Annotated in this window: 17 protein-coding genes; 13 read left to right on the top strand and 4 right to left on the bottom strand. The window is 66.7% G+C overall.

The genetic code is table 11. The features are described 5' to 3' along the window. The first annotated feature begins 24 nt into the window (after window positions 1–24). From Q7V46_RS19490 to Q7V46_RS19470, 5 genes are all read left to right on the top strand, one after another. Window positions 25–8,616 carry a GH36-type glycosyl hydrolase domain-containing protein gene (locus tag Q7V46_RS19490; RefSeq protein WP_370690393.1) on the top strand — a complete coding sequence of 2,864 codons (8,592 nt, stop codon included), beginning with the start codon at window positions 25–27 and terminating at the stop codon, window positions 8,614–8,616. 176 nt (window positions 8,617–8,792) lie between these two features. Then, entirely contained in the window at window positions 8,793–9,539 is a 747-nt protein-coding gene (locus Q7V46_RS19485; protein ID WP_304915327.1) for a Crp/Fnr family transcriptional regulator, read from the top strand. Window positions 9,540–9,649: 110 nt separating this feature from the next. Then, a complete protein-coding gene (locus Q7V46_RS19480; protein WP_304915225.1) occupies window positions 9,650–9,820 on the top strand; it encodes a hypothetical protein in 171 nt (56 codons plus the stop codon). A 28-nt stretch (window positions 9,821–9,848) separates the two neighbouring features. Continuing rightward, window positions 9,849–10,355, top strand: coding sequence for a hemerythrin domain-containing protein (locus tag Q7V46_RS19475; RefSeq protein WP_304915224.1), 507 nt, complete (start codon window positions 9,849–9,851; stop codon window positions 10,353–10,355). A gap of 188 nt (window positions 10,356–10,543) precedes the next feature. Then, window positions 10,544–11,260 carry a Crp/Fnr family transcriptional regulator gene (locus tag Q7V46_RS19470; RefSeq protein ID WP_304915223.1) on the top strand — a complete coding sequence of 239 codons (717 nt, stop codon included), beginning with the start codon at window positions 10,544–10,546 and terminating at the stop codon, window positions 11,258–11,260. Window positions 11,261–11,512: 252 nt separating this feature from the next. On the opposite strand, the gene Q7V46_RS19465 is transcribed toward Q7V46_RS19470, so the two are convergent. Together Q7V46_RS19465 and Q7V46_RS19460 are read right to left on the bottom strand one after the other, a co-directional pair. Then, entirely contained in the window at window positions 11,513–11,728 is a 216-nt protein-coding gene (locus tag Q7V46_RS19465) for a general stress protein CsbD (protein WP_304915222.1), read from the bottom strand. Between the two features lie 28 nt (window positions 11,729–11,756). Continuing rightward, window positions 11,757–11,972, bottom strand: coding sequence for a CsbD family protein (locus Q7V46_RS19460; RefSeq protein ID WP_304915221.1), 216 nt, complete (start codon window positions 11,970–11,972; stop codon window positions 11,757–11,759). A 397-nt stretch (window positions 11,973–12,369) separates the two neighbouring features. On the opposite strand from Q7V46_RS19460, the gene Q7V46_RS19455 reads away from it, so the two are divergent. The 3 genes from Q7V46_RS19455 to Q7V46_RS19445 all read left to right on the top strand — a co-directional run bounded on the left by Q7V46_RS19455 (window position 12,370) and on the right by Q7V46_RS19445 (window position 14,970). Continuing rightward, window positions 12,370–13,371 (top strand): DnaJ C-terminal domain-containing protein, encoded by a 1,002-nt coding sequence (locus tag Q7V46_RS19455; protein WP_304915220.1) that lies wholly within the window; start codon window positions 12,370–12,372, stop codon window positions 13,369–13,371. Beyond that, entirely contained in the window at window positions 13,368–13,676 is a 309-nt protein-coding gene (locus Q7V46_RS19450; protein WP_304915219.1) for a chaperone modulator CbpM, read from the top strand. Before Q7V46_RS19455 ends, Q7V46_RS19450 begins: the two co-directional genes overlap by 4 nt. Window positions 13,677–13,857: 181 nt before the next feature. Further along, window positions 13,858–14,970 carry a mechanosensitive ion channel family protein gene (locus Q7V46_RS19445; RefSeq protein ID WP_304915218.1) on the top strand — a complete coding sequence of 371 codons (1,113 nt, stop codon included), beginning with the start codon at window positions 13,858–13,860 and terminating at the stop codon, window positions 14,968–14,970. 20 nt (window positions 14,971–14,990) lie between these two features. Here the strand turns inward: Q7V46_RS19445 and Q7V46_RS19440 are convergent, their stop codons facing one another. Beyond that, window positions 14,991–15,347 carry an HPF/RaiA family ribosome-associated protein gene (locus tag Q7V46_RS19440; RefSeq protein ID WP_304915217.1) on the bottom strand — a complete coding sequence of 119 codons (357 nt, stop codon included), beginning with the start codon at window positions 15,345–15,347 and terminating at the stop codon, window positions 14,991–14,993. A gap of 236 nt (window positions 15,348–15,583) precedes the next feature. Here Q7V46_RS19440 and Q7V46_RS19435 point away from each other — a divergent pair, with 236 nt between their 5' ends. Next, window positions 15,584–15,817 (top strand): hypothetical protein, encoded by a 234-nt coding sequence (locus tag Q7V46_RS19435; RefSeq protein ID WP_304915216.1) that lies wholly within the window; start codon window positions 15,584–15,586, stop codon window positions 15,815–15,817. Here the strand turns inward: Q7V46_RS19435 and Q7V46_RS19430 are convergent. Next, window positions 15,787–18,003, bottom strand: coding sequence for an AsmA family protein (locus Q7V46_RS19430; protein ID WP_304915215.1), 2,217 nt, complete (start codon window positions 18,001–18,003; stop codon window positions 15,787–15,789). The genes Q7V46_RS19435 and Q7V46_RS19430 overlap by 31 nt on opposite strands. Before the next feature lie 134 nt (window positions 18,004–18,137). Between Q7V46_RS19430 and Q7V46_RS19425 the strand changes: the two genes are divergently transcribed. The 4 genes from Q7V46_RS19425 to Q7V46_RS19410 are packed head-to-tail and all read left to right on the top strand — an operon-like array spanning window position 18,138 to window position 21,755. Next, the gene (locus Q7V46_RS19425) at window positions 18,138–19,304 is read left to right on the top strand and encodes an ABC transporter permease (RefSeq protein WP_304915214.1); all 1,167 of its coding nucleotides are present in this window, start codon (window positions 18,138–18,140) and stop codon (window positions 19,302–19,304) included. Further along, a complete protein-coding gene (locus Q7V46_RS19420) occupies window positions 19,304–20,131 on the top strand; it encodes an ABC transporter ATP-binding protein (protein ID WP_304915213.1) in 828 nt (275 codons plus the stop codon). The genes Q7V46_RS19425 and Q7V46_RS19420 overlap by 1 nt, the downstream gene beginning before the upstream one ends. Beyond that, a complete protein-coding gene (locus Q7V46_RS19415) occupies window positions 20,128–21,159 on the top strand; it encodes an MlaD family protein (protein ID WP_304915212.1) in 1,032 nt (343 codons plus the stop codon). The genes Q7V46_RS19420 and Q7V46_RS19415 overlap by 4 nt, the downstream gene beginning before the upstream one ends. Next, window positions 21,156–21,755: a membrane integrity-associated transporter subunit PqiC gene (locus Q7V46_RS19410; RefSeq protein WP_304915211.1), complete on the top strand. Its 600-nt coding sequence runs from the start codon at window positions 21,156–21,158 to the stop codon at window positions 21,753–21,755. Before Q7V46_RS19415 ends, Q7V46_RS19410 begins: the two co-directional genes overlap by 4 nt. Window positions 21,756–21,866: the final 111 nt, after the last annotated feature.

Here is a 21,866-nt window from a genome sequence, read left to right as displayed (position 1 = left end):
GGCGGCGCCCGCGGGGGTGCCTGAGTGCCCACGACCATCACACAAGCCCCGCCGGCCTGGGCACCTGCGGACATTGTGCGCAGGATGCGCGTGGGCGAGGGCCCGCTGCTGGCGCCCATACGGTCAGAGATTTTCGGGCTGACGCGTTTTGAAGAGCATGGGCGCGGGCTGGGTGCATCGCACCGCGCCGAACGGGCCGCTTTCGGGCAGACCACGTTCTACCCGCGCCTGCACAACAACATCGGCTGCCTGCGCCAAGCCTATCGCGACATCGCAGCCCAGGCGCACGAGGGCCACGACATCAGCCCATCGGCCGAATGGCTGTTCGACAACTTCCACCTGATTGAAGACCAGCTGCGGGAGATCCGCGAGGGTTTGCCCGGGCGCTACTACCGGTCTTTGCCCGTGCTGCTGGATGCACCCCTGAGCGGCCTGCCGCGCGTCTATGGCCTGGCCTGGGCGTTTGTGGCCCACACCGACAGTGCCTTCGACGCCAGCATGCTCGTGGCCTTTCTCAATGCCTACCAGGACAGCCGCGAACTCAGCCAGGGCGAACTCTGGGCGCTGCCCACCACGCTGCGCGTGGTGCTGATTGAAAACCTGCGCCGTCTCTCGGACCGCATCGCCGGGCACCGCGCCGCCCGTGAACTGGCCAGCCAGTGTGGCAGCCGGCTGGACACCCTGTCGCTGGGTGAAGTGGAAATCCTGCGGGCCCAAGCCGCCCAGCGCGGGCTCGACGGGGTGTTCCTGTTCCACCTGGCCCAGCAGATCGCCGGGCATCGACCCTCCAGCCAGTCCAAGGCGCTGCCCCTGCTGCGGCAGTGGATGGCGCTGACATTGCCCGATCTGGCCGCGCTGCAGGCCCAGCACCATGCCGATCAGGCGGCCGACCAGATCAGCATGGGCAACGCTGTGACCGCGCTGCGGTTGATCGGCGGTGCCGACTGGTCGGGCATTGTGGCTCAGACCAGCCGGGTGATGCGGGTGATGCTCAGCTCGCCCGTGTTCCAGGCAGAAGACAGTGCCAGCCGCACCATCACCCTGCATGGGATTGAACGACTCTCGGCCCGCAGTGGGCGCAGCGAGGCCGCCGTGGCCCTGGCGCTGTTGAGCGCCATGTCATCTGGCAAGGGCGACACCGCGCTGGCCAGGCACTGGCTCCAGGGTGCCGGCCAGCCGGCATTGGCCCAGGCGCTTGGGATGAACCGTTCGCTGTTTCAGGGTGCGCCACGTGCCCTGCGCAGCGCACGCCTCCCTTTGTATTTCGGTGCCTTGCTCTGCGGCACGCTGGCGCTGGTGGGCCTGCTGGTGTGGCCGCCGGCCTGGCAGACAGAGGATGGGATGGCGATGTCCACCGTGTGGTGGGCGCTGGCGGCGTTGCTGGCCGTTCTGCCCGCGTCCGAAGCGGTGGTGGCCCTGGTCAACCGGCTCATCAGCGAATCGATCCAGCCTGTGCAGTTGCCGCGCTACCTGCTCGCCGGTGGCATTCCGGCCAGCGCGCGCGTGATGGTCGTGGTGCCGGCGCTGCTCAGCCATGCCGACGTCATTGCGCCGCTGGTGCACCGCCTTTTGCTGCACCACCTGGCCAACCCGGAGCCCATGGCCCAGTTCGCGTTGCTCACCGACTGGGCCGACGCCGACGAGCCCGAACAGGCCGACGACACGGCGCTGCTGACCATGGCCACGCAGCAGGTGGCCTTGTTGAACCTGAGGTACCCGGCTGCGCCGGGCGCGGCGCCGCGCTTTCTGTTGCTGCACCGGGCGCGCAGCCACTGCGCCACACAGGGCCAGTGGATTGGCTGGGAGCGCAAGCGCGGCAAGCTGGAGCAGCTGGTGGCTGCACTGGCCACCGACACGCCCGGACCGTTTCTCCCGCTGGGCGAGCTCTCCCGCATCGAACCCGGTACCCGCTACCTGCTCACGCTCGACAGCGACACCCACCTGCCACCCGGGCGACTGCGGGCGCTGGTGGGCGTGGCCGAGCACCCGGAGAACACACCCGTGCTGGACGCCAGCGGTCAACGCGTGAGCCGTGGTTACGGGATTCTCCAGCCCCAGGTGGTGCCGCCCCTGTCCGAGCGTGAAACCGTGACCCCCTACGAATGGTTGCACCACGGCCAGCGCGGGCTTGACCCCTACAGCGCCATGAGTTCCGATGTGTACCAGGACCTGTTCGGCGAAGGCAGCTTCACCGGCAAGGGCTTGTTGCACGTGGCCACGGTGCATGCCGTGCTGGGCGGTCGCCTTCCTGCCGGCCAGGTGCTCAGCCACGATCTGATCGAAGGCTCGCTGGCGCGCTGCGCCGTGGTCACCGACATCACCGTGCTGGAAGCCGATCCCACCCACGCCGACGTGGTCGCCACCCGCCTGCACCGCTGGACCCGCGGTGACTGGCAGTTGCTGCCCTTTCTGTTGCAGCCCAGGCGCTGGCCGATGGAGGCCATCAACCGCTGGAAGCTGTTTGACAACCTGCGCCGTTCGCTGGTGGCGCCGGCCTCGCTGGCCCTGATTGGCCTGTCCATGCTCGGCCACGGCGTTTCGCTGCCGGTGGCCTTGCTTCTCGGCATCGCCGCACAGGCGGCCGCACCCCTGATGGGCGCGTTGGCCGGGGCGGTGCCGCAGCGCATCGGGCTGGTGGGTCTGCGCTTCGGGCGCGCGGTGCTGGTGGATGTGCTGCGGGCCGTGGGGGGTGGCCTTTGGCATCTGGCCACCCTGTTGCAGCAGACGCTGCTGCTCGTGGATGCGCTGGTGCGTACGCTGCACCGGTTGCTGGTGAGCCAGCGCCGCCTCCTGGAATGGACCACCGCCGAAGCGGTGACCGCGAGCCAGCACCGCGGCATGCAAGGCGCCGTGCGTCGCCATGGCGGGAGTTCTGCGGTGGCCCTGCTGATGTTGGCGTTCCTTTGGTGGTGGGTGCCACAGCCGCAGGCCCTCGCGGTGGCGGTGCTGGTGCTCTGGGCGCTGGGGCCGCTGGTGTCGTGGGTGGCCAACCAGCCCTGGCGATTGCCGGTGCGTGAATCGCTGCGGCCGGCGGACCGGGCCTGGCTCGACGGTGTGGCCCGCGACACCTGGCGGCTGTTCGAACGCTGCGTGGACGCGCAGAACCATTTTCTGCCGCCCGACAACCTGCAGACACAGCCTTTCGATGCCGTGGCACATCGCACCTCGCCCACCAACATCGGCCTGTACCTGTTGAGCACCGCCTGTGCGCGGCAGATGGGCTGGATCGGTACCCAGGACCTGCTCGCACGGCTCGAAGCCACACTGGACACGCTGCACGCCATGGAGCGCCATCGGGGCCATTTCCTGAACTGGTACGACACCCTGACCCTGGCGCCCCTGTTGCCACGTTATGTCTCCACCGTGGACAGTGGCAACCTGTGCGCCCACCTGCTGGCGACCGCACAGGCTTGCCGGGACTTTGCATTTCATCCGCACCAAGGGGTGTCTTCGGTGCAGGCCATCGAGCGCTCGTTTGCTCGCATCCAGCCGCACCTGCCCGCGCTGCAGAAGGTGGCCCGCCGGCCCTGGCGCGACACCGCGCTGGGTCAGTTGCTCCAGGCGGCCCCGGTCGGCACGCTGAACATCGAAGCACTGGCCACACAGCACCTGATGCTCTATGACGCCACGCGCGAGTTTCAGGCCCTGTGGCCAGAACCCCCCGGCGACCACCTTGCCAGCGACGAACTGCGTTGGCTGCTGGCCGACCACCTGGCCACCTGGCGCGGGGCCGAGCAGGACGCCGTGGCCGCCATGGAAGGCCGCGGCGAACGCGACAGCACCCGGCTGAAAAGCCTGGCGTGTGCGTTCGAACAGATGGCCTGGTCCGCCGAATTCGGGTTTCTGTACCACCCGCAGCGTGAGCTGCTGCACATCGGCTACCGCCTGGACGAACAGCAGCTGGACGGGTCGTTTTACGATCTGCTGGCATCGGAATCACGCACCACCAGCCTGCTGGCCATTGCCAAGGGCGATGTGCCGGTGCGCCACTGGGCCGCGCTGGGGCGGCCGTTTTTTGCCAGTGGCGTGCACGCCGTGCTGCGGTCATGGTCGGGCTCAATGTTTGAATACCTGATGCCCTCGCTGGTGCTGGCGGAGCCGCGCGGCAGCGTGCTGTTTGACGCCGCCGCCGCCGCCGTGCGCGAGCAGATCGCCTTCGGGCACCACCTGCATCTGCCCTGGGGGGTGTCCGAAAGCGCGTACGCCGGGCGGGACCACACCCTGGCCTACCAGTATTCGCCGCAAGGCGTGCCACGGCTGGCGCTGCGCCGCACGCCGCTGAATGAACGCGTGGTCGCACCGTACGCCACCGCGCTGGCCACCCAGGTGGATGCCACCGCCGCCTGCCGCAACCTGCGCCGGCTGGAATCGTTGTCGGCCCGCGGGCCCTACGGCTTCATGGAGGCGCTGGACTACACCCCGGGTCGACCGGCGCAAGTCGGCGGTGTGGCCCTGGTCAGCACCTACATGGCGCACCACCAGGGCATGACCATCGTGGCTCTGTGCAATGTGCTGCAGGGCAATGTGGCCCGCCGCTGGGGCATGGCCCATCCGCGCATCGAAGCCATGCTCTCGCTGTTGCACGAACGCACACCGCGCGTGGTGCCGCCGCCGGCGCCGCTGCTGGCACAGCGCTTGCCGTTGCAGGCGCTGCAACCGCGAGCCCCCGATCTCATTCACACCGTGCGCCCGGGCGAACAGGCGCTGGAGCCCACCCACATGCTGGCCAATGGCCGCTACGGCGTGACGTTGCGATCCAACGGTGCGGGCTGGAGTCGCTGGGCCGGCATTGGCATCACCCGCTGGCGCGACGATGCGCTGCGTGACGCCAGCGGCCACTTCATCTACTTGCGCCTGGGGTCCAAGGGGCCTCCCGTTTCGGTCACGCGGCACCCGGCGCCAGACCCATCAGCCCGTTATCAGAGCACTTTCCACGCCGACCGCATGGAGTTCGAGGCTTTGTGGCCGGAGCTGCGCATCACCACCACCGTCTGGGTCAGTCCTGAAGACGACATCGAGCTGCGCAAGGTGGTGCTGGTCAACCTGAGCGACCAGCCCATGGATGTGGAGCTGATCTCGGCTCTGGACGTGACCCTGGCCACGCCGGCGGCCGACGAAGCCCATCCAGCTTTCTCCAACCTGTTCGTCAAGGCACGCTGGCTGGCCGAGCACCAGGCCCTGCAACTGGAGCGCACGCCACGCCTGGCGACCGAGCGCACGGTGCAGGCCGCGCATTTCGTGGCGGCCGTGGAGGGGCAAATGCTGGGGCTGAACTGCCAGACCGACCGGCATCAGTGGCTGGGCCGCAACCACACGCCCAGCCAGCCCCTGGCGCGGCTGCGCCGGGCGCCCGAGGCCTCGCAAGCACTCGACACCGGGCTGGACCCCGTGGCCGTGCTGGGCGTGCGCCTGCGACTGCCACCGGGCCGCACCAGCAGTGTCACCTTCGGAACGGCCGCCAGCGACGATGCGGCCACCCTGCTTGCGGTGATCGACAAGTACCGGCAGCCCGTCTACGCGGAGCGGGCGTCCGTGATGTCGGCCACGCTGGCGGGCATCCAGTCGGTGTCGCACCGGCCGCGCCCGGAATACCTGCCGGCGTTGCAGGCCATCACCACCGCGCTGGTCATGACGCTGCCGTGGATCGATCCGGACACCACCGACAGCGGCCGCACCGGTGCCTGGGTCTGCGACCGGCGTTTGCTGTGGCCGCTGGGCATTTCGGGCGACCGGCCGCTGCTGCTGGTCAGCGCGGGCACCGTGCAAGGCATGGGCCTGCTGCGCATCCTGGCGCAGGCTTTGCGGGAGTGGTCGCGCTGCGGTGTGACCTGCGACGTGGTGGTGATCAGCAACGAAGCCCATTCGTACCACATGCCATTGCAAAGCGAGCTCGCGCACCTGCAGGAACAGCAGACGGCCCACCATCGCTCGGAACCTTCTCCCGCCACCGCTGAATTGCACCTGCTGCGCGCGGAAGTCTTGTCAGAAGAGCAACTGCACACGCTGGAGCACCTGGCCCGCCTGCACCTGCATGCGGACGGCAGAGCCTGGCTGCATCAGGTGAGGGACTGGCGCGCGCGCTTTGAAGCCCTGCGGCCTGACGCGGCCGCCGCTGCCAGCGACCCGGTGCCAACGCGCGAGGCGGTGCTGCCCGCACTGGGTTCCCGGGGCGAGTTTTCGCCAGACGGATCGGTGTTTTCGTTTGAAGTGGGCAGCGCGCTGCGGCCGGCGCGGCCCTGGGTCAATGTGCTGGCCAACCCGGGTTTCGGCGCCATGCTGTCTGAAAGCGGTGGCGGCAACACCTGGGCCCTGAACAGCCGCCTGAACCAGCTCACGGCCTGGGCCAACGACCCGGTGGGCGACCCGCCGGGCGAATGGTTCCTGCTGCAGGACCGGCGCACCCGGGAAGTGTGGAGCGTGAGCCCTTCAGCCTGGGGCGAGGACCGCTTGAACTACCGGGTCGAGCATGGCCAGGGCCTCACCACGATCAGCCATCGCCGCGGTCCGCTGGAGGTGTCTGTCAACTGGTGCGTGGACGCCGACACGTCGGTCAAGCAGGTGCGCATCACCCTGGTCAACCGGGGCACGGCCATGGCCCATCTGCGCCTGGTGGGCATGGTGGAGTGGGTCATGGGCGAAAAGCGCACCGACCGCGCCACCCTGGAAACGCGTGCCTGCTTTGAAGCCGGCGGCACCGACGTGCTCACCGGCCTGCTGTGTACCCAGCGCGAAGCGGCGGCGGGTTTTGGCGGTGGCACGGCCTTCTTTTGCGAGGCCGATACCGGGCACGTCGTGCACGACAGCCCGGCGGGACTCGACTGGACCTGCGACCGCAGTGCCTTCTTCGGCGAGGAAGGCGAACTGGTGCTGCCCCGGCAACTGGGGCAGCGCAGCGGTTATGGCCTGGATCCCTGCGCGGCATTGTCCCGCATGGTGACCTTGCGCCCGGGTGCGACGCTGGAACAGGTCTATCTCATCGGCTACGCCGCTTCCGCCGGCTCGGCGCGGTCGCTCATGCGCCAAAGCAGGGCACAGCCGGCGCTGGCGCGCGAAGAGACCAACGCCGCGCGCTGGGACGACCTGCTCGGTGCCACCGAGGTGCACACACCCGACCCGCTGTTCGACGCCATGGTCAACCGCTGGCTGCTGTACCAGACCGTGTCGTCGCGCCTGTGGGCCAAGGCCGGCTACTACCAGGCAGGCGGCGCCACTGGCTACCGCGACCAGCTGCAGGACACCATGGCACTGAGCTGGGCGCGTCCCGCCTGGCTGCGCGAACAGATCGTGCTGTGTGCTTCGCGCCAGTTTGAAGCGGGCGATGTGCAGCATTGGTGGCACAGCCCCGGCGGCGCCGGCGTGCGCACCCATTTTTCCGACGACCTGCTCTGGCTGCCTTACGCCTGCGCCCACTACCTGAAGACCACGCAGGACCGCAGCGTGCTTGATGAAACGGTGCCCTTCCTGCAGGCCGAGCCGATTCCCGAAGGCGCCGAAGACGCCTACACCACACCAGCGGTGGGCACCGACTGCGCATCGGTGTTCGAACACGCAGCACGCACCATTGATCGCAGCCTGAAGGTGGGCGAACACGGCCTGCCGCTCATGGGCGGTGGCGACTGGAACGACGGCATGAACCGTGTGGGCCACGAAGGGCGGGGCGAGTCGGTCTGGCTGGGTTGGTTCCTGTGCACCATCGTGCGCGAGTGGATTCCGCTCGCCATCGAGCGCGGCGAAACCGCGCGTGCCGACCGCTGGACCCAAGCCTTGCACGGCTGGCTGGGGGCGCTGCACGGCCCGGCCTGGGATGGTCGCTGGTACCGGCGCGCCTTTTTTGACGACGGCAGTGCGCTGGGTTCGGCGTTCATGTCGGAGGGGCGCATCGACCTGATCGCGCAGGCCTGGTCGGTGTTGTCGGGCGAAACCCCGCTTTCCCGACAGCGCATGGCCATGGAGGCGGTGGAAACCCATCTGGTGAACCGCGAGGCCGGCCTGATCCAACTGCTGGCGCCGCCGCTGGTGAGCGCCGAACCGAGCGCCGGCTACATCCAGGCCTATCCGCCGGGCGTGCGCGAGAACGGTGGTCAGTACGCCCACGCGGGGGTGTGGGCGCTGATGGCCGCCGCCGCACTGGCGGCGCGGGAACCGCCCGGTTCGCCGCATGCCGACACCGCCTACCGCTACTTCACCTTTCTGAGCCCGGCGCACCGTGCACAACACAAGCAGTGGGGCCTTGTCTATGGCACCGAACCCTACGCCGTGGCCGCCGATGTGTACAGCCAGCCGCCGTATGAGGGCCGCGGCGGCTGGAGCTGGTACACCGGTGCGGCGGGCTGGCTGCACCGCGCCGCCGTGGGGTCGCTGCTCGGGCTGCAGGTGGAGGGTGATGAGGTGTTTTTCACGCCTTGTCTGCCGTCGCATTGGCCTGGGGCCGAAATCACCCTGCGCCGCGACCAGCGCCAGCTGCGCGTGCTGCTGGTGCGCGCGGGGCAGGATGGCGGTTCAGCCATTGCCCTGCCGGTGCCCGAGGGGGCGCAGGCACTGGCCGTGGGCGAGCGCCTGCATTGGCCCTCGCTGGCGCCAGAAAGCTGTCTGGTGGTGACATTGCCTGAAATTTGAAGAAAGCCGGACAAGACCAGTGCAAGGGCGTAAGCTATGTTCGGTTCCGAACATACAAGCTCGCAGAATCCGGCGAGCATGTCACTTTGCCTTGCATAGGCATGTCACGGCCAAGATTCCATGAAAAGGATTCATGGCCCCTAAGGAGCAACGAGACCATGCCCCACGCACCCAGCATGCCCGCACCCTTGGCCACCGTGGAGACAGATCTCAAACCCGATCCGAGGCAGAACCAGTTGCTGGCCGCCTTGCCCCCCGCTGAGTGGGACCGCTGGTCGTCCCAACTGGAGCTGATCGACCTGCCGCTGGGCAAGGTGCTGCACGAGTCCGGCGCATCCATGTCTTACGTGTATTTTCCCACCAGCGCAATTGTTTCCCTCCTGTACGTGCTGGAAGACGGCGCCTCGGCGGAAATCGCTGTGGTCGGCTTTGAAGGGGTGGTGGGCATATCCATCATGATGGGTGGCGGCACCACACCCACCCGGGCGGTGGTGCAAAGCGCCGGCAAGGGCTACCGCCTGCGGGCCGAGGCCATGAAAGGCGAGTTCGATCGTTCCGGACCGGTGATGCACCTCATGCTGCGCTTCATCCAGGCGCTCATCACCCAGATGAGCCAGACCGCCGTGTGCAACCGCCACCACACGCTGGACCAGCAACTCTGCCGCTGGCTGCTGCTGAGCCTGGACCGAATGTACGGCGTCGAGCTGGTGATGACGCAGGAACTGATTTCCAACATGCTCGGCGTGCGCCGAGAAGGCGTCACCGAGGCCGCGCTCAAGCTGCAAAACACCGGCCTGATCAAGTACGCGCGAGGCCACATCACCGTACTGGACCGCGCGGGCCTTGAAAGTCGGACCTGCGAGTGTTACCAGGTTGTGAAAAACGAGTACGACAGGCTGCTGCCTGACTTGCAGGCCACGTGAAGGCCGAACGCCATGTTGCTTTGTGCGAAAACGAACAGACCAGCAGGCGGGAGGCGGTTACACATAGAGGCGCTGGCGCTGTGCCGCCACAAGTCCCAAGGAAAACGACCATGATCGAACTCGCCAACGCCCCAAAACCAAAACCTCTTTCTGATGTCAAGCCGCCGCCCTTGGATGGCCAGACTGCCGTGGTGCCCGAGCGCAACGTTCCGGTCGCCCCGGCGCGTGCGCCTTTGCGGGTGCAGTCCAAGCCGCTGACCTCCTTCGGATGCCGGTCCTGAACGCGCAGCCACAACAGAGGACATTGACATGAGATGCATTTCCGTGGCCCGTCTGCGCGACGGGCTCGACCAGCTCCACGGCGAACACCGGTCCATCAAGCAGTTGTTGCGCGCATTCGAGCGGGCGCGTGCGCTAGGGACCAGAGGGTATGGCGAAAAGGCGGCCATTGTGGACAGCCTTTGCGACACACTCACGCTGCATGCCCGCCTGGAAGAAGAGATCTTTTACCCGCTGGTGCGCTCGGTGATTCCACAAGACACCGACGCCAGTGCGGCGTTCTGCAACCACAAACGCCTGCTTGACCTGATTTCCTGGCTGGACGAGCTGGAACCCGACCACCCCGACTACGACCGACTGGTGCGCCTGATCGGTGACTGCGTGTTGCCCAGCATGGACCAGGAGCAGGCGGTGCTGTTTGAAGCGGCGCGCTCTGCCGGCCTGGACACCCTGGCCCTGGGGCAGCGCATGGCGATGTACCGCAAGACCCACCGCCGCGACCTGACTCTGGTGGAAGTGCCCGAACGCATGGCGTGATCACGCTTGCGGGCGGGTGCGGAGGGCAGACTTTTTTTTGCTGAACAGCGCTTTTTTTTGGTGTTGTGTGGGTTGGCAGACTGTGCGAGCGGTGAGGGCTGCCCACACTGGCTTGCTTCCCCCTTTGACGCTGCAGTGGGTGGAATGACGAAGACCAGATTCCGCACTTCACCAACCTTGAACCCCCCGTGTCCACCCGCGAAAACCACCTGCTGCTGCAACTGCCCCAATCTGCTCGCAAGCACTTCATGGCGCAGTGCGAACCGTTCGATCTGGTGTTGTCTGCTCAACTGAGCGAGAGAGAGACGACGCTCACCCATGCCTACTTTCCGCGCGATGGTTTCATTTCACAGGTGATTGACGTGCCCAGCCATCCCACCCTGGAGGTGGGTATGGTTGGGTATGAGTCCATGCTGGGCGCTGAACTGATTCTGGGGCTGTCCAAGACCCCCTGGCGCGCCGTGGTGCAAGGGCATGGCACCTGCTGGCGCATGGCGGCTGACACCCTGCGCACTTGCAGCGAAGCCATTCCCGAATTGCATGACCTGCTCAATCGCACGCTGCTGGTGCGGCTGCACCAGCAGTCACTGGCGACCGTGTGCGAACGCTTTCACATGATTGGTCCACGATTGGCGCGCTGGATGCTGATGAGCCAGGACCGTGCCGAGTCAGATTCGTTTGACGTGACCCAGGAATTCATGGCCATGATGCTGGGCGTGCGCCGAGTGGGCGTGACCCTGGCTGCAGGCGAGTTGCAGGACGGTGGTCTGATCGAGTACCACCGCGGCCACCTGACCGTGCTTGACAGAACACAACTCGAAAGCCGGGCCTGCAACTGCTACGCCGCAGACAAGTTGATTTACCGCGATCTCATGGGTGGGCCGATGCCCGAACGCAGGGGGTAGAGAGGCACCCCCGCCGCGCTTTGCGCGACCCCCTCGAGGGGGCGATACCAGTCGTCCGGCGGAGCCGGCCCGGCGGTATCTCTGGAAGGAGACATCTCACTCTGTAACTGCTCATGGAGCATTCAATGTGAGGAGTGGGGAAATCTGGATGGCGTGTCCGGCGTGCAGTGCCTCAAATCCAGCGATACCCAGGCTCCTAGTCCGAAGGTGTGCCCCCTGGAGGGGGGCGCGCAAAGCGCGGCGGGGGTGTCCTTAATACAACCAGCTGCTGTGCGCCGAGTCTTCCCAGTTTTGTACCTGGGCGTGCGCCTCTTCAGACGACACGCCATAGCGCTCCTGAATGCGCGCGGAGAGTTCGCCACGGTCACCTGCCACGTTGCGGATGTCGGCACCCGAGAGCATGCCCCAGCGGAACTTGGCTTGACCGGCCAGATGGGGCCAGTGACGCTGAATGGTTTCCCAGGTCATGATCGGTCCTTGGTGGCGTGGCGGTTTGTCACTTCAACCAGTCGTCGCTGGACTTGGATTCCCAGTCCTTGATCTGTGCTTCGGCTTCGTCTTTGGCGATGCCATAACGCTCCTGAATCTTGCCGGCGAGCTGGTCACGGTGGCCGGCCACCACTTGCAGGTCGTCATCGGTGAGCTTGCCCCACTTCTGTTTGGCCTGGCCGGTGAGTTGCTTCCAGTTGCCTTGTATCGTGTCCCAGTTCATGAGTGACTCCTTGAATTGACTGCGCATGACGTATGCGCATTCGCATATCTTCTCTTTCTGGCGAGGCGATGTCTGTGCGGTTCCGCACCTGACGGGATGCAGGCCCTCTATGTAGCGCGGCCATACTGTGGCAGCTGCGCGGGGCCAAGGGTGAGGCTTGATCAGCGACAACTCGAGGGGCGGCACGGAATGCGTGGACAATGGCTCTTCTCGCGGCTGAGACAGCGCCTTCATGCACAACCAGTCGTTCGCCACCACCAGCTCCCATGCTTCGTCCGTGAGCCGCATGGTGGCCACCTTGGGGGGTCAATGGCTCCACTGCGCAGCGAGGGCGCGCAAGGCGCTTTCCTGGCCCTTGCCCTGGAAGTGATCTGACCTGTCAGCAAAGGGGTAACGAGTGAAATTCAAGGACTACTACGCGACGCTGGGGGTGGCACGCGACGCCAGTGCCGAGGACATCAAGAAGGCCTATCGAAAACTGGCTCGAAAGTACCATCCGGACGTGAGCAAGGAGCCGGATGCTTCCGACCGCATGAGTGAGGTCAACGAGGCCAACGACGTGCTGTCCGATGTTGAAAAGCGCGCCGCTTACGACGCCATCGGCACAGGCCACCATGCCGGTGAAAACTTCACACCGCCACCCGACTGGGACGCAGGCTTCGAGTTCAGGGGCCGAAGCGCAGATGGCGCGGGCGGTGCCGACCACAGCGACTTTTTTGAAGAACTGTTCGGTCGGATGGGACGACAGGCTCGACAGCAAGGCCGTGGCGCCCAGGGATCGGCCGGGTTCAAGGCTCGCGGTGAGGATCACCACGCCAAGATTTTGCTCGACATCGAAGACGCCTGGCGGGGCGCGAAGCGCCTGCTGACGCTCAAGTCGCCACAGATCGATGCACAAGGCCGCGTGGAGCTGGTTGAACGAACCCTTGAGGTCGCCATACCGCCGGGTGTGAAGGCGGGGCAGTTGATTCGCCTGGCGGGACAGGGATCACCCGGGCACGGGGGTGCGCCAGCAGGCGATCTGTTTCTGGAGGTGCATTTCCAGCCGCATCCGCGCTTTCAGGTCGAGGGTGCTGACCTGGTCATGACGCTGCCGCTGGCGCCATGGGAGGCCGCGCTGGGTGCGGTGGTGGCGGTGGGCTTGCCCGATGGCAGCTCGCTCAAGGTCCGGGTGCCGGCCGGGACACAGAGCGGGCAGACGATCACGGTGCGTGGCAAGGGGCTGCCAGCGAAGGCGCCGGGCGATCTGGACCTGAAGGTGCGGGTGGTTCTGCCCAGCGCGTACGACCCCCGCGCCAAGGACTTCTACGAACAGATGGCCAGCACCCTGTCCGACTTTGACGCCCGCAAAGTTCACGCAGCGGAGCAGGAGCGACAGTCTGAAGGAGCTTCAAGATGAAACAGGAAATCTGTCGTGTGGAAGTGGTTCTGGACGAAACCTGGCTGGATCTGGATCAGCTGTGCCGCATGACCGGCGTGAGCGAGGTGTGGGTGTGCCAGCGCATGGAGGAAGGGCTGCTGGCACCGGAGATGCCGGCGTCTGGCGAAACACCGCACTTCAATGCCAGTGACATTCGACGGGTGAGACGCATGGCCAGTCTGGAACGCGATTTTGACGCGGTGCCGGAACTGGCATCACTGGTTGCCGAACTGGAGCAGGAGCTTGCCATCGCGCGCGAAAAGCTTCGCAGACTGGGAGGTTGATGACGACGTAAGGACCGGAATGGAGACCAGTCCTGGCTGATGTGGGGCCTGGCCGGTTGTTCTCATCCTCGCCAGCATCTGTCCTCGGGCAATTCGTGCCGTCTTGCCCTGGTGCCGTGTTCCAGGGCTCAGGAGGCTTCGTTCGAACAGTCGCCTGGCACGAATATGGCTAAATCAGGCCATGACCTACCCGACCTGGATCGACCCTGCGTGGCAGGCCTGGCTGCCCACACTGGGGGCCTCACTGCTGGCCCTGCTGATCGCCGATCTGGCGTACCGCTTCGGCAAGCGCGTCTACCTGCGCGCCACACGCAAGGCGCCCGTGGCCGCTGCCGTGGGTTCTGCCATCCGTGCGCCGGCCCGGCTGGCTCTGCTGCTTCTGGCGCTGAATTTCGTGTGGCACCCGGTATCGGCCGACGTGAGCTGGGTGGCCACCCTGCAACACTGGATTGGGCTGTTCCTGATGGCCACGCTGACCTGGCTGCTGGCGCGTGTGGTGCACGGGGCGGCCCGTGGCGTGATGGACGCGAACCCGGTGTCGGTGGCCGACAACCTGGCCGCGCGCCGCATCCGCACCCAGACTCTGGTGCTCTCGCGGGTGCTGCAGGGCCTGGTGGTGTTGATCGGCGTGTCGCTGATGCTCATGACCTTCCCGGCGGTGCGGCAGGTGGGAACGAGCCTGCTGGCTTCGGCCGGGGTGCTGGGGCTGGTGGCGGGCTTTGCCGCGCGGCCTGTGCTGGGCAACCTGATCGCGGGCCTGCAGATCGGCATCAGCCAGCCCATCCGCATCGACGACGTGGTGATCGTGGAAGGCGAATGGGGTGTGATCGAGGAAATCACCGGCACCTATGTGGTGGTGCGCATCTGGGACCAGCGCCGGCTGGTGGTGCCGCTGCAATACTGGATCGAGAAGCCCTTCCAGAACTGGACCCGCAACACCTCCGAACTCATCGGCACCGTGTTCCTCTGGGTGGACTACCGCATGCCGCTGGCGCCGCTTCGCGAAGCCTTGCAACGCGCCTGCGAAACGTCTGAACACTGGGACAAGCGCTTTGCCCTGCTGCAGGTGACAGAGGCCGGCGAGCGCGCCATGCAACTGCGCTGCCTGGTCACCTCGGCATCCGCGCCGGCCGGCTGGGACCTGCGCTGCCACGTGCGCGAATACCTGGTGGATTTCATGCAGCGGGAGTACCCGCAGTTTCTGCCGCGCCAGCGGGCCGAGGTGGCGCTGGAGGGGGCGTCCGGTGCCGGGGCCGGAGACGGCCGCACCGGGGAGGCCGCCAGCCCTGCTTGAACCGGCGGCGAAGAGCAGGTTCAGTCGCCGCTCTGATCCGCGTTGCGGATGGTGTCGCGACCGTTGCGGTCTTTGACGCGGCCCAGTTCGGTGTCCAGGGCGCGGATGAGCTTGTCCACCGCATCGACAAAGGCAGCAGCCATCTTGTCGGCGTCGGCGGTGACGTTGACCGGCTGGCGGTTGGCCACGCGGGCTTCGAGGCGGCAGCGTTTGTCTTTCACGCCCGATTTGCTGCCGTCGAGGTCGGTCATGAACACCTCCACGCGGGTGATGTGATCACGGAACCGGCTCAGGCGGCTGATGGCTTCGTCGTTGACCCATTTGGCCAGAGACTCGCCGCCGTGGATGTGGTCGTCGGTGTTCACTTGTACTTGCATGTTCTGCCTTTCTGTTGATGTACCGGCGCGGGGGCCGGGGGAAGTGGGTGCGCCACTGGTCGGTGGTCAGCATACCCGTTGCTCTCGATGTCTCAGCGTAACACCGGGCGGTGCGGTGTTCTGTTCGTTTCAGGCTGGCGATACCTGCGCTTACATCCTCGTTGATCTGCGTCAGTTCTCAGCGCGTCTGAGCGCAGGCGGACAATACAGCCTGTCCATCCGCTCGCTCACGCACCATGCCCAACGCACCACTCTCGCTCGAACCCGTCAACGAAGGCGTTTGCCGCGTGGTGGATGCAAAGGCACAGCACGTTGGCAATCTGAAACTCATCGGCGGGCGGTGGAAGTTCAAGGCGGTGGGCTATACCTGTCATGGAGCAGTCATCCCGGGTGGAGGGCCACTCACCGCGCGGCACAACCAGATGTTTGACACCCCGGATCAGTTCCGGGAGTCGGGTTGGGCGGGCTGACCTTGCTGGACTGGCGCAGCGGGTGGCGGTGTTGAAGGCGGGGCAGGCGCAGGCGGCGACGGCTGGGCGCCGGGCGACGCGCTGGCCAGGTTCGGGTTGCAAGGGTCGGCACCCTTCTCGCTGCCCTGTTCAATCAGCGGCAGGATGGCGGCGACCGGTCCGGCCACCGCGCCCAGCGCCAGCGCGCCCAGCGCACGCGCGATCAATCGCTGGGGTTCGATCCCCACGGCGGGCTTGGCCAGCGTGCCGGTCACGGTGATGGGGGTGCGCAGCGACAGCAGAGAGAAGTCCTTGGGCCGGGTGATCAAGTGCAGGTCCAGCGATTCGTCGACGAAGCTCACCTGGCCCGTGATCCAGATCGTGCTGTCTTCGTTGTCCACCACCGCCAGTGTCGGCTTGACCACGCCGTCGCGGGCGAACAGATCGAAGCGGGCACAGCGCAGCGGCAGCGGGCGGTCGCCGGTGATCAACGCGCCCAGGGCTTGTGCCACATCGAGCCCCATGAGTTCGGTGGTCAGGTAGGACATGCTGCCGTCCCTGAGGTTCAGCCGCACCGGACCGTACGCCGTGCTGAGGATTTCTGCAGTGGAGTAGCCCTGGCCTTGCAGGTGCAGGCTGCCAGACAGCGCACCTGTGAGGTACGACTGCACCGCCTGGTCGCCTCCCTGTCGGGCCTGGTCGCGCTCGCGCTTGAGGGCCGCTGTCTGGGTGGCGGCGGGTGCGGTACCCTCGGCCGAACCGGCCCTCAGGCCGCGCAACCAGCCGGCGAGGTCGATGCCGGTGAACTCCAGCCGTGCTTCCCATTTCGCCGGGTCGGCCTTGCTGTCCAGCGTGGTCATGCCCTTGACCTGGCCGCCAGACACCGCCGCGCTCAGGTCCTCCAGCCGCAAGGTTCCGGCGTCCAGCTTCAGCCGGGTCTGCAGGTTGCGCAGTGGCGCCATGGCGGTGGTGCCGAAGTCCAGTGTGTCGATGGCCACCTGCACATCGGCGTCCATCGCCTTGAGCGAAGGCAGATCGAAGCGCCGCTGAGGCAGCACACGTCCGGCCTGGGCTTTGTCGTCGCCCTTGTCTGTTGCTCCCCCGCCGCGCGTGCCGATCGCTGGGCCCAGGTCGGCCAGTGCGAGCTTGGGTCCGGTGAGCTTGCCCGTGAGGCGCGGTGGCTGGGTAAGCTGTTCAAAGCGCAGGTCTCCCTTGAGCTGGCTGCTGCCCACATGGGCCCGAGTGGTCTGCAAATGCCACACGCCGCCGTCCTGCTGCAGCTCGCCGCGCATATCGAAAGGGGGTGTCTGTGGCAGCGTCAGGCCCAGGGGTTCGCCCACGTTCGCCAGCGAGGGCCCTGCCACTTCCACCTTGCCCTGGAGGCGCGGTGTGCCCAGCAGGGCGGCCGCGTCGCCATCGAACAGCACGCGGGTGGAGGCGACCGTGCCTTTGACCCGCACCGGCACCCAGGGGGCGTTGGCGGAGGCGTCGGCGTCGTGCAGCAAGGGCAGGGTGCTGCCCGCCAGTACCTGCAGGTCCAGGGGCAGGGCACGGTAGCGCCCGGTGAGGGTGGCTTCGTAGCCAGGCCGTGGCTCGGCCGCGGTGGTTTCGCCTTCGCTGCCGCGCAGCCGAACCGCCAGGTCCACGTCCTGCAGGGCATCGACCCAGGTGATGTCCCCCTGGCCCACGGTCAGTGATCCCAGCCGGGGCAGGCCTGCAAAGGCCGGGTTCTCGGGGTCCGGCTCGGTGGCGCCCAGTTGCCAGTTGGCGTTGCCGTCGGCGTCTCGCACCAGATGGGCATCCAGCACCTCTGCGCCCAGCGCCCGCAGCCGCAGGGGGCCGCCACGCTGCCAGCGCCAGATGTCGGACCAGCGCCATGCCAGCGCAACCCGTCCGGCCTTCAGAAGGTGCGGCACCTCGAAGCGCGGATCGGATGCAACGTGCAGGCTTTCGACGAGCAAGCGCGGGCGCCAGATCAGGTGCAGCTTCACATCGCCCTGCAGTTGCACCTGTGCCGCTGCGCTGCGGGCGAGTGATCGTTCAAGGGGCTGACGCAGGAAAGGCCAGCCGGCCGCCTCGCTGATCAGCACCAGCGCGAGCACCACCGCCACTCCGCCGCCGGCCACCCAGACGCCACGCCGCCGGGCGAAGGCTTTCCATGCCGGGGGTGCCTGTGCAGGGGGGGGAGTGTCGGGCCGTGTGGTCACGCCCCATTGGAACAGGCATGGGCAAACGGAGTTCCACTCCTGAAAAAGAAGTGCAGCTTTTCTACCCAGCGTGCGACATCGAACAGACGGAGCGGTCGATAGAATCCAAATTCCGAGGATGAATGGGTTCTTCCATGCGCGATGCTTCGAGTGGAAATGCCTTGTCGGACACGATGGGGCCGAGTGATGGGACACAGACCCCGGATGCCAGCTGGATGCCCGACGACGGTGGCTGGGTGCTTCGGCTCAGCGGTGCCTGGCGCGGTCACGCCCGCGCGCTGCCTGACTTTCCTGCACAAGACTTTGACGGCACCGTGGTGGTGCAGGCCCAGGCCCTGGCGTCCTGGGACGCTGGCCTGGCCGCACAGCTGTGGCAACAGCTCGATCCGCTCGCCCGCCGTTCGGTGACACTGAACCTGCAAGGCTTGCCACAGGGCCTGCAGGAGGTGCTGGCCCTGGCGCTGCCTGCCGCTCCACCTGCCGCAGAATCTGCCCCCGCACCTGCACCCGGCCCGCTCGAGCGCCTGGGGGAGCGCACCCAGGCGTGGTGGTCCGAGCACCGCAAGACGCTGACCTTCGTGGGCGAGGTGTTGCTTTCGCTGGGCCGATGGCTGCGTGGCAAGAGCGACATGCGAACCCAGGACCTGATGTGGCAGATCGAGCAGACCGGGCCGCGCAGCCTGCCCATCGTGGCGCTGGTGAGCTTTCTGGTGGGCCTGATCGTGGCCTACATGGGTGCGGCGCAGCTGCAGCGCTTTGGCGCACAGAACTTCATTGCCGACCTGGTCACGGTGGGTGTGGTGCGGGAGGTGGCTGCGCTGCTGGTGGGCATCGTGCTGGCTGGCCGCGTGGGTGCGGCTTTTGCGGCGCAGATCGGCAGCATGCGCGCCAACGAAGAAGTCGATGCCCTGACCACCATGGGGGTGAACCCGTTTGACTTTCTGGTGCTGCCGCGCGTGCTGGCGCTGCTGATCGTGGGGCCCATGCTCACCGCCTTTGGTGCCCTGGTGGGCATGGGTGTGGGCTGGCTGGTGGCTGTGGGCATTTATGGTGTCACACCGCTGGAGTATGTGTACGCCAGTGTGAAGGCATTGACCCTGCCGCACGTGCTGGTGGGGCTGATCAAGGGCACGGTGTACTCGGTGCTGGTGGCGCTGGCGGGTTGCCTGCAGGGCATGGCCGCAGGCCGCAGCGCGCAGGCGGTGGGCGACGCCACCACCGCATCGGTGGTACAAGCCATTGTCTGGATCGTCGTGGCCGCTTCCGTGCTCACGGTGATGTTCCAACGCCTGAATTTCTGATGACCGAACTGATGGATTCCCCCCCAACCGCAGAGCGCACATCGAGCCCGGCTGTCCATGCACCCGCGCCGCTGGTGCAGGTGCGCGACCTCACCATGGCGTTTGGCGACAACGTCGTTCAACGCGATCTCAGCTTCGACGTGCTGTCCGGCGAGGTGCTGGCCGTTGCGGGTGGCAGTGGTTGTGGCAAGAGCACGCTGCTGCGCCACCTCATTGGCCTGCAGGTGCCAGCCAAAGGGCAGGTGCTGTATGGCGAACACGATCTTTACGCCGCGCAGCCCGATGTGCGGCGCACCCTGATGCAGACCTTTGGTGTGGCCTTTCAGGCCGGGGCCTTGTGGAGCAGCATGACGGTGGGCGAAAACCTGATGCTGCCGATGCAGGTGTTCACCGACATGAGCCCGCAGCAGTGCGAACAGGAAGCGCGCTTCAAGCTGGCGCTGGTGGGCCTGGCTGGCAGTTTCGATGCGGAGCCCGCTGCGCTGAGCGGTGGCATGAAGAAGCGGGCTGCGATCGCGCGGGCGCTGGCCTTGAACCCGGCGCTGGTGTTCCTTGACGAACCGTCGGCCGGTCTGGACCCCCTGTCATCGGCCAACCTGGACGATCTGATCATGCACCTGCGTGACGACCTGGGCACCAGCGTGGTGATGGTCAGCCACGAGCTGGCCAGCATTTTTGCGCTGGCCGACCGGTTGCTGTTTCTGGATGCGCAGACCAAGACCATGACCGCGCTGGGGCCGCCGCAAGATCTGCTGAGCGATGGGCCCGAAGGTGTACAGAACTTTCTGCGGCGTGGCGTTGCGCCTGGCATGGAGGTGCACACATGAAACGAAAAGCCAGCGCCACACTGATCGGCGTTTTTGTCATGGCGGGCGCGGCCTTGATCGCTGTTGCCATCATTGCCTTGGCGGGCAACACCCTATTCACCAGCAAGGAGCGTGCGGTCATGCATTTCAGTGGTTCGGTCTATGGCCTGCAGGTGGGGGCGCCGGTGGTGTTCCGGGGCGTTCGGGTGGGCAGCGTGGAGTCCGTGGAAGTGTTCTACGACCGCGCCACAGACGATTTTTCCATTCCTGTGGTGGTGGGGCTCGACAGCAACGTGGTGAGCGGTCTCGATGGCAAGCGCGCCAACATGGACGTGGGGCTGGCCCTGCCCGCGCTGATCGAGCGCGGTCTGAGCGGGCAACTGGCGACACAGAGCCTGCTCACGGGCATGCTTTACGTGGACATTGATCTGCGGCCTCAGCGCGAGAGCAGTGTCCGTGGGACCTACGAGGGCATGATCGAAATCCCCACAACGGTCACTGCGATACAGAACCTCAGGGACCAGTTCGAGGGCATGGATTTCCGTGCGATTGCCGACGACCTCTCGGCCATCGCTGCCTCTGCCCGCGCCGTGGTGTCGGGCCCGCAGCTCAAGCAGGCCATGGATGACCTGGTTGCCATCACGGCTTCGGTCAAGCGCATGTCGGACCGCCTGGACAAGCGGGTCGACCCGCTCGCAGATGAACTGCAGCGATCGCTGCAAGCCACGCGCGAAGCCATGGAAGGCATGCAGCAGGCGGCGAAGTCGGTCAACCAGACGGCCGATGGCGTGGGTCGCACATCGGACCAGGTGGGCAAGCTGCTGGCGCCGGACGCGCCGCTGGTGCAGAACCTGCAGCGCGCAGCTGCTGAGGTGGGGCACACCGCCGCCGCCTTGCGCGAAGCCACCTCGGGCGATTCCAACCTCATGCAGGGGGCCGACCGTGCGTTGGAAGATCTGTCGCGCGCGGCGCGCTCGCTGCGCGACCTGGCCGAGACGCTGGAGCAACAGCCCGATGCGCTGCTGCGCGGCCGGGAGGCCAGGCCATGAAGCGCAGGCTCACACTGGCAGGCCTGGTGGCCGCGCCCTGGTTGTTGTCTGCCTGTGCGCGACCTCAGGTGGCCACGCGGTGGTACGAATTGCGCAGCCCGCCGCCGGCAGCAGTGCCGCCCGTGCGCCCGGGCGACGGCGCCCTGTGGGAAGTGGCCAGCGCCGTGGGCCTGCCCGGTGCGCTGGAGCGCGAAACCCTGGTGGTGGCCAGTGGCGCGGCCAGTCTTGAACCGCTACCGGGCCACCGCTGGGTGGAACCGTTGCGCGACGCCATTCCGCGCCTGCTCGTGGCCGACCTGGCTGCGTTGCGCGGGCCAGGCCTGGTCTGGCGGGCACCCGTACCGTCCGGCGTGGAGGTGACACGGCGCTTGCGGGTGGAGATCGTTACATTGATTGCCGACGCAGGGCGCCAGAAACTTCGCCTGCAGGCGCGCTGGTGGCTGGGCGACACGCGCGCTGGTGGCGCCGCCCCCGCACTGGGGCAGGCCGATGTCGACATTGCGCTCACCGATACCTCTGTGGATGCGCTGGCCGCTGCACACCGTCAGGCCCTGTGGCAACTGGCTGTGCGCATCGTCGAATCCGGCCCTGCATAGGACACTGCCGACCAGGACACGCGTGGCGCGCGCATCCCCAAGGGTCTGGGCTTGCCCCGGAATGGCGGGTCAGGGCAGTGGAACTTCGCCTCGTGGTGTTGAGTGATCAGC

The organism is Hydrogenophaga sp., assembly GCF_030651625.1.
GTDB lineage: Bacteria > Pseudomonadota > Gammaproteobacteria > Burkholderiales > Burkholderiaceae_C > Hydrogenophaga.
Note: the sequence above shows the minus strand (reverse complement) of the source record. Positions and strands in the feature narration are given on the sequence as shown.

Excerpts from the sequence above, each read along its gene's own strand:
- Q7V46_RS19485 (WP_304915327.1), top strand. The coding sequence starts at position 8,793 with ATGCCCGCACCCTTGGCCACCGTGGAGACAGATCTCAAACCCGATCCG.
- Q7V46_RS19480 (WP_304915225.1), top strand. The coding sequence starts at position 9,650 with ATGATCGAACTCGCCAACGCCCCAAAACCAAAACCTCTTTCTGATGTC.
- Q7V46_RS19475 (WP_304915224.1), top strand. The coding sequence starts at position 9,849 with ATGAGATGCATTTCCGTGGCCCGTCTGCGCGACGGGCTCGACCAGCTC.
- Q7V46_RS19465 (WP_304915222.1), bottom strand. The coding sequence starts at position 11,728 with ATGACCTGGGAAACCATTCAGCGTCACTGGCCCCATCTGGCCGGTCAA.
- Q7V46_RS19460 (WP_304915221.1), bottom strand. The coding sequence starts at position 11,972 with ATGAACTGGGACACGATACAAGGCAACTGGAAGCAACTCACCGGCCAG.
- Q7V46_RS19450 (WP_304915219.1), top strand. The coding sequence starts at position 13,368 with ATGAAACAGGAAATCTGTCGTGTGGAAGTGGTTCTGGACGAAACCTGG.
- Q7V46_RS19445 (WP_304915218.1), top strand. The coding sequence starts at position 13,858 with ATGACCTACCCGACCTGGATCGACCCTGCGTGGCAGGCCTGGCTGCCC.
- Q7V46_RS19440 (WP_304915217.1), bottom strand. The coding sequence starts at position 15,347 with ATGCAAGTACAAGTGAACACCGACGACCACATCCACGGCGGCGAGTCT.
- Q7V46_RS19435 (WP_304915216.1), top strand. The coding sequence starts at position 15,584 with ATGCCCAACGCACCACTCTCGCTCGAACCCGTCAACGAAGGCGTTTGC.
- Q7V46_RS19425 (WP_304915214.1), top strand. The coding sequence starts at position 18,138 with ATGCGCGATGCTTCGAGTGGAAATGCCTTGTCGGACACGATGGGGCCG.
- Q7V46_RS19420 (WP_304915213.1), top strand. The coding sequence starts at position 19,304 with ATGACCGAACTGATGGATTCCCCCCCAACCGCAGAGCGCACATCGAGC.
- Q7V46_RS19415 (WP_304915212.1), top strand. The coding sequence starts at position 20,128 with ATGAAACGAAAAGCCAGCGCCACACTGATCGGCGTTTTTGTCATGGCG.
- Q7V46_RS19410 (WP_304915211.1), top strand. The coding sequence starts at position 21,156 with ATGAAGCGCAGGCTCACACTGGCAGGCCTGGTGGCCGCGCCCTGGTTG.